The 14372-nt window shown below is 74.8% G+C and carries 8 protein-coding genes and 2 pseudogenes; 9 read left to right on the top strand and 1 reads right to left on the bottom strand.

The features are described from left to right. Positions 1–85: 85 nt before the first annotated feature. The 6 genes and pseudogenes from IE98_RS0127090 (at position 86) to IE98_RS0127065 (ending at position 9429) form a co-directional block, all read left to right on the top strand. Entirely contained in the window at positions 86–1642 is a 1557-nt protein-coding gene (locus IE98_RS0127090; protein WP_030273316.1) for a glycerol-3-phosphate dehydrogenase/oxidase, read from the top strand. Positions 1643–1761: 119 nt separating this feature from the next. Continuing rightward, complete coding sequence (locus IE98_RS0127085; RefSeq protein ID WP_078661339.1) at positions 1762–2127, top strand: trypco2 family protein; 366 nt, start codon at positions 1762–1764, stop codon at positions 2125–2127. Between the two features lie 51 nt (positions 2128–2178). Continuing rightward, entirely contained in the window at positions 2179–6864 is a 4686-nt protein-coding gene (locus tag IE98_RS45115) for a tetratricopeptide repeat protein (protein ID WP_052391023.1), read from the top strand. Positions 6865–6935: 71 nt separating this feature from the next. Beyond that, positions 6936–8417: a pentapeptide repeat-containing protein gene (locus IE98_RS0127075; RefSeq protein WP_030273310.1), complete on the top strand. Its 1482-nt coding sequence runs from the start codon at positions 6936–6938 to the stop codon at positions 8415–8417. A 157-nt stretch (positions 8418–8574) separates the two neighbouring features. Next, positions 8575–8685: pseudogene (locus IE98_RS52645) on the top strand (hypothetical protein); the annotation flags it as partial. Continuing rightward, positions 8674–9429, top strand: coding sequence for a leucine-rich repeat domain-containing protein (locus tag IE98_RS0127065; protein ID WP_420706223.1), 756 nt, complete (start codon positions 8674–8676; stop codon positions 9427–9429). The pseudogene IE98_RS52645 and the gene IE98_RS0127065, both read left to right, overlap by 12 nt. 27 nt (positions 9430–9456) lie before the next feature. On the opposite strand, the pseudogene IE98_RS43170 reads toward IE98_RS0127065, so the two are convergent. After that, positions 9457–9839, bottom strand: a pseudogene (locus tag IE98_RS43170) (VOC family protein). Positions 9840–10022: 183 nt separating this feature from the next. On the opposite strand from IE98_RS43170, the gene IE98_RS0127055 reads away from it, so the two are divergent. The 3 genes from IE98_RS0127055 (at position 10023) to IE98_RS0127045 (ending at position 14369) form a co-directional block, all read left to right on the top strand. After that, complete coding sequence (locus tag IE98_RS0127055) at positions 10023–10928, top strand: NADP-dependent oxidoreductase (protein ID WP_030273304.1); 906 nt, start codon at positions 10023–10025, stop codon at positions 10926–10928. 90 nt (positions 10929–11018) lie between these two features. Further along, positions 11019–12377, top strand: coding sequence for a hypothetical protein (locus IE98_RS45110; protein ID WP_159401081.1), 1359 nt, complete (start codon positions 11019–11021; stop codon positions 12375–12377). 447 nt (positions 12378–12824) lie between these two features. Further along, the gene (locus IE98_RS0127045; RefSeq protein ID WP_078661338.1) at positions 12825–14369 is read left to right on the top strand and encodes an arginine decarboxylase; all 1545 of its coding nucleotides are present in this window, start codon (positions 12825–12827) and stop codon (positions 14367–14369) included. The last annotated feature ends 3 nt before the right edge of the window (positions 14370–14372 follow it).

Below are 14372 nucleotides of genomic sequence, written 5' to 3'. Positions count from 1 at the left end.
AGCCGACGTCCTCGCTCGACGCCCCTGCCCGGGCCACCCCCTGACGCCGCCCCTGCCGCTGCCGACCCGAACGGATACCCGCGCCGTGACCTCTGCCGCTGCCGCCTCCGCGGCCGGATTCGCCGGAACCAGCGCCCTCAACGCCCGCCGCCGGACGGCCGAGCTCGCCGCCCTCGGCGACGCCCCGGACGTCGACCTGCTGGTCGTCGGCGGCGGCGTGACCGGCGTCGGCATCGCCCTCGACGCGGCCGCCCGCGGGCTGCGCACCGTCCTGGTCGAGTCCCGCGACCTCGCCTTCGGCACCAGCCGCTGGAGCTCCAAGCTCGTCCACGGCGGGCTGCGCTACCTCGCCTCCGGCCGGGTCGGCGTCGCCCGGGAGAGCGCCGTCGAGCGCGGCATCCTGATGACCCGCACCGCCCCGCACCTGGTGCGCGCACTGCCGCAGCTCGTCCCGCTGCTGCCCTCCGTCGGCCGCTCCCAGGCCGCGCTCGTCCGGGTCGGCTTCCTGGCCGGCGACGCCCTGCGGGCCGTGGCCGGCACGCCCGCCGCCGTGCTGCCCCGGGTGCGGCGGATCGGCGCCGACGAGACCGTCCGGCTGGTGCCCGGCGTCCGCACCGCCGGGCTGACCGGCGCACTCGTCGCCCACGACGGCCAACTCGTCGACGACGCACGGCTGGTGGTCGCCGTCGCACGGACGGCCGCGCACCACGGCGCGACCGTGCTCACCCGGGTCCGCGCCGACCTGGTCACCGGTACCTCCGCCCGGCTCACCGACACGCTCACCGGCGAGACCCTCACCGTCGCCGCCCGCGCCGTCGTCAACGCCGCCGGCGTCTGGGCGGGCGAGGTCGACGACGCCGTCCGGCTGCGGCCCAGCCGCGGCACCCACCTGGTGCTGGACGCCGCCGCCCTCGGCCACCCGAGCGCCGCCCTCACGGTGCCGGTGCCCGGCTCCACCAGCCGCTTCGTCTTCGCCCTGCCGCAGCAGCTCGGCCGGATCGCCGTCGGCCTCACCGACGAGGACGCCCCCGGGCCGATCCCGGACGAGCCGCAGCCGACCGCGACGGAGATCGACTTCCTGCTCGACACCGTGAACACCGCGCTGCGGACCGCCCTCACCCGCGAGGACGTCCGCGGCGCCTTCGCCGGCCTGCGCCCGCTCATCGACACCGGCGGCGGCGCCACCGCCGACCTCTCGCGCAAGCACGCCGTGCTCGACTCGCCGAACGGCGTCATCACCGTCGTCGGCGGCAAACTGACCACCTACCGGCGGATGGCCGAGGACGCCGTCGACGCCGCCGTCCGCCTCCGCGGGCTCTCCGCCGGGCCGTGCCTGACCCGCCGCCTGCCCCTGGTCGGCGCCCCCGGCCGCAGCGACAGCCGCCCCACGGCCGGACTCCCCGCCTCCCTCGTGGCCCGGCACGGCGGACTCTCCGCGGAGGTGGCCGCCGTCGCCGTCGCCCGGCCCCTGGAGGCCGTCGCCGAAGGCATCGACGTCACCCGCGCCGAGATCGCCTACGCCCTCACCCACGAGGGCGCCCTCGACGCCGAGGACGTCCTGCACCGCCGCACCCGCATCGGCCTCGTCCCCGCCGACGCCGACCTGGCCCGCCCCGCGGTCGAGGAGATCGCGGCGGGCTGAGGCGCTATCACATCACCTGCCAGCTTCGCCAAGTGCCGACGGCGCCGGCTGTTCGACGGCTAGCCTGACGGCCAGTCGAACGGGCGCGGGGTGCGCCCGCGCAGCCGTGGGGGTGGGGTATGGAGATCGGTCTGGCCGACGCCGTGGACGCCGTGCGCATGGAACTCCTGGAGGCGGCCTCCCGGGGAGCGGGCCAACCCCTCTCCTTCGAGGTCGGCCCGATCGAGATGGAGTTCGAGATCGAACTCCGCGCCGAGGCCAAGGGGGGCGGCAAGTTCAAGGCCTGGGTCGTCTCCGCCGAGACCGAGGCCGGAGTGTCCCGAGGCCGCACCCACCGGGTGGCGTTCACGCTGACCCCGCGCACCGGCGAGCCTGCCGCCCCCCTGCCGGACACCGACGGATCGACACCGCGGAGCAGCTGGATCATCGACCAGCACGTGGACGGCGGCGACGACGAGGACGTCTCGGACCGCATCGCGCACTGACCCGCTCTCGGCGCGTACGCCGCAGCACGACCGAGCACACGAGGGGGACCGATGGACGAGTCACGTCTGGTCGCGGTGCAGAACGGGAAGAGCAGGAGCAGCGGGTACGCGATCGGTCCGCGCCTCGTGCTCGCCTCCGCCCACGGCGTTGGACCGGTGGGACAGACCGTGCGGGTGTGGCGACCGGGCCACCAACCGCACCACGACGCGCACGTCGTGTGGCGCGGCACGCCCGAGGGCCGTGACGACGCGGCCCTGCTGCGCATCGAGGACCCCACATGGCAGGAGCCCCCGGCCCGGGCCGAGTCGTGGGGGCGGATGGCGACCATGCGTCCCGGGCAGCGGTGCGAGACCTGGGGCGTCCCGCGCGCCATCCAGATCCCGGGACGGCCGAAGCAGCGCCGCGTTCCCGTCGAGACCATGCAACTGGTGGGCACCGTCAACCCGGGTACCGGCTACGTGAGCAACCGGTACTTCCTCGCCCTCGCCGATCATCCGTTGCTCCCCGCCGGCGATGACGCCGAACTGCCGTGGGCCGGACTGTCCGGCGCGGCCGTGACGAGTGGCGGACTGCTGATCGGCGTCATCAAGGCGGAAGCGCCCGAGTTCGGCCACGGCCTGCTGGAGATCGTCCCGGCCTACGTGCTGCACGCCGACAAGAGCTTCCTGAAGGCCTTGGAGGATCACGGGGCCGACTCCTCCACCCTCGGCCAGGCGGAGTTCGACCGGCTGCGCCGTACTGACGCCCCCGGACCGTCGATCGGGCCGCTGCCGCCCGCCGGCCTGTTGAGGGCCAGCCGGGAGGTCGTGGGCTTCCACGGTCGAGAGGAGATCCTCGAACACCTCCGGACGTGGTGCGAACCTCCGGGCTTCGGCGTCCGTCTGATCCACGGCCCGGGCGGCCAGGGCAAGACCAGGCTGGCCGCCCGCCTGGAGGAACTCCTGTCGAAGGACGACCCGAACTGGACGGTTCTGTGGCCGAACCCGACCGCCCGGTCCGAAGACCTGTCGGCCGAGCTGCAGCACACGGTGAAGCCCATGCTGGTGGTCCTCGACTACGCCGAGGCGAGGCGGGACCAACTGTCGGGCCTGTTGGAGGCCGGGTGGCTCCACCGCGGCCACGTGCCCCTCAAGGTGCTGCTCCTCGCCCGAACGGCGGGCAGCTGGTGGGGATCGGCGAAGGACGCGCGTGACGGCGCCGCGCTGCGCCAGGCCCGGGTCGACGAACTACCGGTGCTGGCGTCCGACCGGGCGACGCGCGAACTCCTCTACCGGCAGGCGCTGACCGCCTTCGCCGGGCGCCTGGTCGACCCGGAGGGAACGCCGGCGGACGAGACCTGGACGGCACGCGCGAACGCCCTTCCCACACCATCGCCGTCGGCGCTCACGTCGGGCAACGTGCTGACACTGCACATGACGGCACTGGCCGACCTCCTGGACACCGGTACCGGCGCCGTGGACCGCGCCGAGCGGGATGCCGACGAGGAGGGGAAGGACGCCGAGGACCGTATCCTCGACCACGAGCAACTCTACTGGTCCCAGGTCGAGCAGGAGCGACCACTTCCGTTCCGGCTGGGCGAGAGCAGCGCGCCCGAGGACGCCATCGCCGCTGTTGCCCTCCTGGGAGGTACCTCCCTCGGTGGGAAGGAGCGGGACGCGCTGCTGCGCCGGGTGCCGGTCCTGGCGGAGCTGCGTGCGCACGAGATGCGGCCGGTCCGGGACTGGGTCAACACCGTCTACCCAGTGGCTTTCACGGACCCCTGGGAGGTCCTGCAGCCCGACCGGCTGGCCGAGCGCTTCGTGGGCCGGCACGTCCTCTCCGACCCCGAGTTCGTCGACAGTCTGCTCGCCGAGGTGGAGCCCGGCCGGATGTCGGTCCGGGCGCTCACGGTGCTCGCCCGTGCTGCCGCACACCCGCCGCTGCTCGGCACGCTCGACGACCTGATCACCGATCTGTGTGTCCGTCACGTCGGACGGCTCGGGACGGCCACCATGGACGTGGCCACCCAGGTGGAGCGGCCGCAGCCGCTGGTGGACGCCCTGCAGCAGCGGGTCGATTCCCCGGAGACCCCACTGGCGGTACTGGAGGTGCTGGCGGCCCACCTGCCGCGCAGTTCGCACGTGCTCGTTCCGTGGGCGGTCAACCTGACCGAGCGTATGATCCGGCTGCGTACGGCTGCCGGGAACGGGAGTGCCGAGGACGGAATCGCCCTGGGCGTCGAGCACCGGCGCCTGGCCGGCCGGCTCATCGATGCGGGCAGGCCCGCGGACGCGCTGGCGGCCGCGGCGAAGGCCGTGGAACTGCTCGAACCGTTGCTGGCGAGCCACCCGGAGGCCGTCCGGGTGCCCCTGGCGGCCGCACTGACCAACAAGTCGGGCTGCCTCGGCGCCGTGGGGAGGCGCAGCGAGGCACTGGGGCCGGCCGGCGAGGCGGTCGCCCACTACCGTTCCGTGGTGGCGGGCGATCCCGGCCCTGACAGTGCCCACAACCAACTGGCCGTCGCCCTTGGCGTCCTGTCGTCGGCCCAGAGCGACCTCGGCCTGCACGCGGAGGCGCTGGAGAGCATGGCCGAGGCGGTGGCCGTCCAGCGCAGGCTCGTCCTGGCCGAGGTGCCCGGCGCCGCCGGTGATCTCGTGCTGCGCCTGAACAACCTCGCCATCCGGCTGAACGCCGTCGGCCACTTCCGCGAGGCCCTCGATGCGGCTGCCGAGGCCGTTGCGGTGTGCGAGCCGCTCGCCGAGCGGCACCCGGACGGCTACGACCCCGATCTGGCCATGGCATTGGGGACCCTGGCCGACTGTCACGGCCGGATGCGCGACCGGCGCAAGGCGGTGCTGCTGACCCGGAGGGTGATCGGGATCCGCGAGCGCCTGTACCGGGAACTTCCCGAGATGTACCGGCCCTCACTCGCCCGGTCCCGGAACTCCCTCGCGACCGACCTCGGCGAACTCGGGCAGAGCGAGGAGGCGGTGGAGGCCGCTGCTAGGTCCGTCGCGCTCTTCCGGGAGGTCGTCGCGCAGCGGGACGGTCACCGCGACGAGCTGGCCATGTCGCTCAACACCCTGGCGAACCAGTGCGGGGACTGCGGAGACACTGCAGGAGCACTGGCGGCGGCCGGCGAAGCCGCACGCATCTACACCGAGCTGTACGACGAGCACCCGGCCGTCTTCGCGTCGTCCCGGGCGATGGGCCTCGCCACACTGGCTTCCTGGTCCGCCGCGGACGGCCGGGCGGAGGCCGCGATCACCGCCGCCGTGGAAGCGGCGGGCGCCTACCACGATCTCACCAGGACACAGCCCCGCACGATCGCCCGGAACTTCGCCGGTCTGCTGCGGAACCTTCGCTGCATGCTGGTCACTGCGGATCGGGCAGGCGAGGCGCTGGAGCTCCTCGACACGGTGCTCGCGTGCTACGCCGGCGCCACCGAGGCGCTCTACCCGGTGGTGATCGAGCTGCTGATCGGCCGTGCCATGTGCCTCGATGCGCTCGGCCGCCCCGACGAGGCCGTCGCGCCGCTGCGGAGGGCTGTGCGCCTGGCCCGTCGGAACGCCGGGTCGCCGTCGTCGACGGGGCCGTCCGAGCTGGTCGACATGCTCGAGTTGCTCGGCGCCTTCGCCTTCTGCGCCGGGAGGCGGCGCGAGGCGGCCGAGGCCGCCGCGGAGGCCGCGGACGTGCTGCGGGACCTCGCACAGGACGACCCGGAACGCTACGGCGACCGGTTGGCGGCCGCGCTGGCCCAGGTGAGGAACCTGCTGCCGAGGCTGGCGCGGTACGGCGAGGCCGAGGCGGCGGCGCGTGAGGCCGTCACCGTCCGCCGTCGGCTGGCCGAGCGCGGGGGCGTCGTCGAGCAGGTGGCCGTCGTCACCGAGTCGGGCTCGCTGGCCGAGGTCCTGCTGACCCGGCTGCGTCCGGCCGAGGCGCTGGCAGTCCTGGATCAGGCCGAGGACTGTCGAGGGCGCCTGACGGCCGAGGAGGCGGCTCCCCACGAGCCCGTCCTGGACCTGGCCCGCCGCACCCGCGGGTTCCTCCTGCTCATGCTGGGCCGCCCGGACGAGGCCGAGGCGTTCGTCACCGCATCGGTCGCTGGAGCGGAACGCCTGCCCGAGACCGTCCCGTTCCGGACCGTGGCACGGGTACTGGCCGGGCTGGCCGCCGGCTCGGTGCTGGCCGACCTGGAACGGCGCGACGAGGCGCTGCCCCACCTGGAGCGCGCGGTGGCGCTGTGCCGCCCGCTCGCCGAAGCGGGTGAGGCGGGGTACGGGGCGCTGCTCGCCGCCTGCCTGGCCACGACCGGCGTCTGTCTGGCCGTGGAACCCGCGGATCCCGACCGGGCCCTGGAGGCCGCCACCGAGGCCCTCGCCATCAGTGGCCGGCTCGCCGAAGCCGACTCCGAGGCGGTGAGCAGCGGCCTGGGTCTTACGACGGCCCAGCAGGGCCTGCGGCTCGCCGAGGTGGGCCGCTTCGAGGAAGGGCTGCGGGTGACGGCCAAGGCGGTGCCGATCGCCCGGAGGTTCGTCGCGCTCGACGCGCGGGCCCACGCGCTGGAACTCGTCGACGTCCTGTACTGCTTCGCCGTCGCCCGGGTACTGGCCGGGACGGAGGTGGAGTCGGCCGACGCCCTGGCCGCCCTCGACGAGGCGGTCGTGCTGCTCCGCGATCTCGCCGAGGACGTCCCGTGGCCCGTCGAACGGGGTCTCCGCAAGGCCGAGGCACTCCGCGAACGGCTGCTCGGCTGACAGGCCCGCCGCCGTCCCCGCCCCGTCCACTACGCTCCTGACCCGGTGTCAACCGGACGGGGGAGTGGCGGGTGCCGGCGTACGAGGAGCTGGGTGAGGCGGAGCGGCGGCTGTGGGAGGCGTTCCCGCGCGGGGAGGAACTGGACCTGCGGGGTGCGGCGGACACGGTCGTCCGGGCCGAGGTGGTGGCCGCGCTGCTGCTGGGCGGGGGACCGGCCGCCGTCCGCGGGCGGGTCGGCGGGCTGCGGCTCGTCGGTGCCACCGTCGCCGGGCAGCTGGATCTCACCGGGGCCGCCGTCGAGCTGCCGGTGCAGCTGCGGGGGTGCACCTTCGAGCAGCAGGTCCTGCTGCGCGGGGCCACCATGCGTTCGGCCTCCTTCCTCGACTGCCGGCTGCCGGGCCTGGACGGCTGGCTGCTGCGGGTGGACGGCAACCTGTTCTTCGAGGACTCGGTGATCGAGGGCCGGCTCACCCTGACCCGCGCCCACGTCACCGGTGAACTCCGGCTGAGCGGAGTCCGGTTGACCGCCTCGGAACTGCTGGAGCCCGCGGAGTCGGGGGAGCCCGGGGCGCCGTCCGCCGCCCCGGCCTGGTCGCTGTGGGCCGGGGGACTGGTGATGGAGGGCGGCTGCTTCGCCCGGAAGGGCTTCCGCTCCCGAGGCGGACTGCGCCTGGTCGGTGCGAACTTCGGCGGCGGGCTGTTCATGGAGGGCGCCGAGATCGACAACCCCGGCGGCGAGGCCTTCTCCGGGGACGACCTCACCGCCTCCACCATGATCCTCACCGAGGGGTTCACCGCCCGCGGCGTGCTGAAGCTGCCCGGAGCGACCGTCCGAAGCCGGCTCTCGCTGGACGGCGCCCGCCTGCACGGCGACGGCACCACCGCCCTGGACGCCACCCGCCTCACCGCCGGCGACCTGCACCTCACCCCGGCCGCAGCCCCCGAGGGCACCGTCGACCTGAGCGCCGCCCAGGTCGCCGTCCTGCACGACAACGCGCACGCCCGCAGCGCCGACGCCCGGCTCGACGGCCTCGGCTACACCTCGCTGCAGGGCGCCACCGGCCTCGCCGACCGCCTCGCCTGGCTGGAGCACACCCCCGGCTACACCCCGCAGCCGTACGAGCAACTCGCCGCCTGGTACCGGCGGATCGGCCACGACGACGACGCCCGCCGGGTGCTGCTGGCCAAGCAGCGCCGCCGCCGGCGCACCCTGGGACCGCTCGGCCGCACCTGGGGCCGGCTGCTCGACGCGACGGTCGGTTACGGCTACCGCCCGTGGCAGGCCGCGGTCTGGCTGGCCGCGCTGATAGCCGCCGGCACCGCGGCGTTCCGGCACGGCTCGCCCACCCCCGTCCAGGCCGGGCAGGGGGCGCCGTTCAACGCGCTGATCTACACGATCGACCTGCTGGTACCGATCGGCGGCTTCGGGCAGCGCACCGCCTGGTACTGGACGGGCCTCCACCAGTGGCTCGGCTACGCCCTGATCGCCGCGGGCTGGCTGCTCACCACCGCCACCCTGGCCGGCGTCACCCGTTCGCTGAACCGCAGTTGAGCACGGTGTCGGACCAACCGCACGCATCCGAAAGGCAGTTCACGTGACCCTCCCGGCCGATGCCCTCCGCCGTGACCGGAACGGCACCCCGACCGCCCTGCGCGCACCGCACGCCGGCCTCACCCGCTGGCCCGCCGACCTCGCCTCGTAGGAGGGACTGCGGCTGATCGACCTGGACGGCAACCGGCTCACCGACCTGCCGGCGGCGGTCGCGGCCCTGCCCGCGCTGCACACCCTGCTGCTGTACGGCAACCGGATCGGCGCCGTACCGCCCGAACTCGGCGACGCACCGGCCCTGCGCCACCTGAGCCTCGGCGGCAACGGCATCGCCGACGTCCCCGACACCCTCTGGCGGCTGACCGGCCTGCACTCGCTCAACCTGGCCGAGAACGAGCTCACCGGCGTGCCCGACCGCATCGGGGCCTTCACCGGACTGCGGATGCTCGACCTCGGGCACAACCGCCTCGACCACATCCCCGCGGCCATCGGCGAACTGACCGGGCTCACCGACTGCCTCTACCTCAGCGACAACGGGTTCACCGCCGTCCCCGAGAGCCTCGGCCGCCTGCACCGGCTCGGCTACCTCAACCTCACCGACAACCGGCTCACCGAACTGCCCGACGCCCTCGGCGGTATCGCGAACCTGCGCGAACTGCGCCTCTACCGGAACCGGTTGACGGCGCTGCCGGAGGGCATCGGCCGGCTGCGGGCGCTGTGCGAGCTGCACCTCGCCGACAACCGCCTCACCGAACTGCCGGACGGGATCGGCCGGCTGGCCGAACTCCGCGTCCTCGACCTGCGGAACAACCCGCTGCGGCGGCTGCCGGAGTCGCTGGCCGGGCTGACCCGGCTGCGGCACCTCGACCTGCGGGCGACCCGGATCACCGAGCTGCCCGCCGCGCTCGCCGGCCTGCCCGCCCTGGAGAAGCTCGACCTGCGCTGGACGAAGCCCGAGGTCCTGCCGGACTGGCTGCCGGGCCTCCGCGACCGCGGCTGCACCGTGCTGCTCTGACAGCCGCGAAGGACGGTCACGGCACCGTCAGGGCGTCGGCGCGGCCCGGTCGGAGTCGCTGCGCAGGACGCAGAACTCGTTGCCCTCGGGATCGGCCGGGACCGCCCGGCCCGAGCCGTCGGGGTTCCGGCGGTCGGCGACGAGGGCGGCGCCGAGGCCCGGCAGCCGTTCCACCTCCCGGTCGCGCGAGGTCTCCGGACGCAGACACAGGTGGACCCGGTTCCTGACCGTCTTCGGCTCGGGCACCTGGTTGAAGTACAGGAAGGTGCCGGCGGCCAGTTCCACCTGGACCTCCGGATCACCCGGTCGGTCGTCCGGATGCAGCGGCCGGCCGGTCACCGCGCTCCAGAACCGGGCCAGCCCGTAGGCATCCGCACAGTCGATCGCCAGTTCTGCACCACCGAGACCATGCGGACCGGCCTTCCCGCCCCGGACACCACCGGGTCGCGCCCGGTTCTTCGCCCACCCCGTTCGGGCCGGGACGCCGGCCGGTGCCCGGGCCGGTGCTCCGGGCGGCGGTTCCGCCCGGGCCGCAGCAGAGTGGGTCGGGGCACCTGCGGCCCTGTCCACCCTGCTTCCCCCCGGGAGTTCCGATGTCCGAAGCGATCACCTTCTCCGAGTACGGCGCGCCCGAGGTGCTGCAGCTGTCGGAGGTCACCCCGCCGGAGCCCGGACCGGGCCAGGTCCGGATCCGGGTGCGCGCCGCCTCCGTGAACCCGCTCGACCTGAAGATCCGGTCCGGCCTGATGGCCGCCGTCGCCCCCGCGAGCTTCCCCGTGGTGCCCGGCCTGGACGCGGCCGGGGTCGTCGACGCCGTCGGCGAGCGGGCGGGTGCGGCGGTGGGGGACGAGGTCCTCGGGTCCACCACGGGCGGCAGCTACGCCGAGTACGCCCTGCTGGACCGGCCCGTGGCCAAGCCCCCCGCGCTGTCCTGGGAGGCCGCCGCCTCGCTGGTCACGGTCGGCCGGACGGCGCACCGGGTGCTGGACCAGCTCGGCGTCGAGCAGGGGCAGACCCTGCTCGTCCACGGCGCCGGCGGCAGCGTCGGGGTGCTCGCCGTGCAGCTGGCGGTCGCCCGCGGCGTCACCGTCGTGGGCACGGCCGGCGAGCACGACCTCGAACGCGTCACCGCCCTGGGCGCCACCGCCGTCCGCTACGGCGACGGCTGGGTGGAGCGGGTCCGGGCCGCGGCCCCGCAGGGGGTCGACGCCGTCCTCGACGCCTCCGGCGCCGGGGTGCTCGCCGACTCCGTCGCCCTGGTCGGCGACGCCGACCACGTCCTCACCATCGCCGACAGGGCCGCCGCCCGGTACGGCGTCCGCTTCAGCGCCGGCACCTCGGGCCAGGGCGAGGAGTCCGTGCCGGAGCTGGTGCACCTGGCCGCCGAGGGCAGGCTCACCGTCCCGATCTGGCGCACCTACCCGCTGGCGCAGGCCGCACAGGCCCACGCCGACCTGGAGGCCCACCGCAACCGTGGCAAGGCCGTCCTCCTGCCCTGACGCCGCCCCGGCCTGTCCGGCACGGTCAGCGGCCGCCAGCACGCCCGAGGTGGCCTCAAAGCCCACCGGCCGAGGGCCTAGCGTGGACGCATGGTTCATCTCGAGCAGCCGCACCTGTCGGGGCTGTCGCGGAATCCGGCCGCTCCGGTGCAGGTCCTCGTGCGGCTGGCCGCGCACCCGGCGGGCCGGCACGGTCTGGCGACGCGTCCGGGGCGGCTGCCGGACGCGGTGGCCGAGGCGCTGCTGACGCACGGCGGCAGCAGGGCGGCGGTGTCCCTGCACGGGCCGCGGGTCTCCGCGGCGATGCGCCGCCGGATCGCAGAGCACCCCGACCCGGCGATCCGCACCGCCCGTGCGGACCTCCTCCGGGAGTGGGTGGAGCTCGGGCTGCCGATGGACATCGACGACCTCGTCGAGGTGTACGGCCGGCCGCCGGAGCGCCTGGCGGCCGCCCCGGACCCGAAGCTGCGGGCAGCCGTCGCGCGGGCCTGGTCGGACCGGCCGGTGCCCGTGCACCTGGCGCTGCTCACCGACCCGGACCCCGGGGTGCGGGCCGCCGCTGCCGGGGCCCAGCAGCCGGGCGTCCCCGCGGAGTACCACGAACGCTGCCTCGCCGACCCGGCCGTCCGGGCCCTGGTCGCGGGTCGTCTCCCCCTGACACCCGACCGGTTCGCCGAACTGCTGGCGACCGGGGACCGCACCGTGTTGCGGGCGGTGGCCGGCAACCCCCACCTGACCGCCGGCATGGCGGCCCGACTGCAGGACGACCCCGACCCGGCCGTGTGCGTCGCGGTCGCGTACGGCCGGCCCGTCACCCCCGAACTCCGGGACCGGCTGCTCGCCCGGGTCGAGGCCGAGAAGGCGGCCGGCAGCATCGAGGCCCGGGTCGCCCTCGACGGGTCCTCGTACGAGCCCGGCTGGCTGCGCGACGCGCCGCTGGCGGAGCGGCTGACCTACCTCGACTGCCCGCACGCGGTGTTCCGGCGGGTCCTCGCGGCCGGCCGGGACCTGCCGGACGAGGCCTGGCGGCGGCTGGACGCCGACCCGGACCTGTCGGTGCGCATCGCGGCCGCCCACCGGCCCGAAGCGCCGCCGCGGGTCGTCCTGCGGCTGCTCCGCGCCCACGGCGAGGTCTCCGGCACCCCGCCGTACCTGGCGGACCACCCCAACCTCCCGCTCCAGGAGCTGCGGGGCTTCACGGACGCGTCGGACCCGCGGGTGCGCCTCCTCGCCCTGAAGGTCCCCGACCTGCCCGTCGGGCAGCTGCGGCGGCTCGCCGGCGAGGAGCCGTCCCTCCGCGCCGCCGTGGCCCGGCATCCCCGCACGGACGCGGAGCTGCTGGAGCGCCTGCTGGCGGACCGGGACCCCGAGGTCGCGGACGCGGCGGCGGCCAACCCCGTGCTGCCACGGGCCCGGATGGAGGCCGTGCTCGCCGCGGCAGGCGTCTGACGACTCGGCTCCGGTCGGCGCTCCCGTCCGAATCAGACTGAACGGTCGGTCCTGGTGAAGCGGAACTCCACCCACCTCGCCGTTTCGGCAGATCATCGTACTTCCAGTGCGAACCATTGGCGGTCCGTCAACTCCTCCGTGCCGGAACGAGGCCGGTCGGGCGGCGTCGATGGCGGCGATCCGGTCCGGGTTGCGCGCGTTCCCGTGCTGCGACGTGCGTGAATCGGCGGTGGGTGCGCGCGGATCCGCCGCGGCTGCCTCTGGCGGGCACTGGCGCCCCATGCGTACACCGCGCGCCGGTCCGGCGCGCCTTGCGGGAAGTCCGCCGAGTCATCACAATTCCCGATGAGATTTGATACCGGCGCGAAGGTTTTATTTCATGGAGGGCGAGGCACTCAGCCCACGCCCTCTCCCGGGTGCTCCGATACCCCTCTGGAGTGCACACCCATGACCCCAGCCAGCAGCACCGCCCTCGGGCCGGAAGCCGTCCCGCAGGCCGCGTCGGAGCTCGGCCCCCCGGAGCCGAGCGCCACCCCGCTCGCCGATGCCGTCCTGCGCGTGGCCAGACGTGACATCGCGTCCTTCCACGCCCTGCCGCTCTCGCACGGCCGGTCCATCCTCAACTCCCGGACCAAGGCCGTGTACGAGGCCCTGTTCGGGCAGGCGCAGCTGGCCGCCGACGTGTCCTACAGCGGCACCATGCTCGACTCGTTCTTCCGCCCGCACGGGCCCCTGCGCGAGGCCCAGCGGCTCGCCGCCCGGACCTTCGGCGCCGACACCACGCTCTTCCTCTCCGCCGGCACCTCGACCGCCAACCGGGTCGCGCTCGCCGCGCTCACCCGCCCCGGCGGCCGGGTGCTCGCGGACCGCAGCTGCCACCAGTCCGTGCACTTCGCCCTCGGCTCGCTCACCGTGGACGTCGAGTACGCCCCCATGCGGCGCTGCTGCGACACCTGCCCGCGCACCTTCGCCGACCTGCCGCTGCTGCTGCGCAGCTTCGCCGAGGCCGCCGCCGAGGGCCGCCCCTTCGACACCGTCGTGCTCTCCGCCGTCTCCTACGACGGCGTCCGCTACGACCTGCCGACGCTGCTCGGCGAGATGTCCCGGATCCACCCGACCGTCAACGTCCTGGTCGACGAGGCGTGGGGCGCCATCCACCGCTTCCACCCGCACCTGCGGCCGCTCACCGCGCTCGCCGCCGTCGAGCAGCTGCGGGCCGAGAACCCGTCACTGCCCATGACGGTCGCCGTCACGCACTCCGCGCACAAGTCGATGTCCGCGCTGCGGCAGGGCTCGTACCTGCACCTCGTGGGCGATCGGGAGGCGCAGGAGCGCACCGCTCAGGCGCTCTTCCAGCACCACACCACCTCACCGAGCTTCCCCGTGCTGGCCAGCCTCGACCTCGCCCGGCTGCAGGCCGAGCACGAGGGCGAGGCGCTGCTGGACCGGTCGCTGATGCTCGCCCGCACGCTGCGGACCGAGATAGCCACCGACCCCCGGCTCTCCGCCTACCGCACCCTCGGCCCCGAGGGCCACCTCACCGACCCGGCGATGCTCGTCTCCGACGACCCGACCCGCGTCCTGGTCGACATCCGGGCCCTCGGCATCACCGCCGCCGACTTCCGCCGCATCCTCTTCGACGAGTACGCCCTGTACGTGGCCCGGGAGAGCGGCGGCGCCGTCCTCTTCCACGTCCACATCGGGGTCGACGAGGGCACCCTGCTGCGGCTGCTGGAGGCGCTGCGGGTCATCCAGCGCACCTACCGCACCACCTCGGCCGCCCTCCACGAGGACAGCGCCGACCACTTCATCATCGCCTACCCGCCCGGCATCCCGATCACCGTGCCCGGCGAGAAGCTCTGCGACGCGACCCGCGCCGAGATCCGGGCGCTGCGCGCCAGCGGCAGCGAGATCTACACGCTCTACCAGCCGCAACCCGCCGCCGCCCCGGCCCCCGAGACGGCATCCGCCACCACCGCAGCATCGGAGTAACGC

This window comes from Streptomyces sp. NRRL B-24484 (genome assembly GCF_000717715.1).
Classification (GTDB): Bacteria; Actinomycetota; Actinomycetes; order Streptomycetales; family Streptomycetaceae; genus Kitasatospora.
This window is presented reverse-complemented; position numbering and strand designations above follow the sequence as displayed.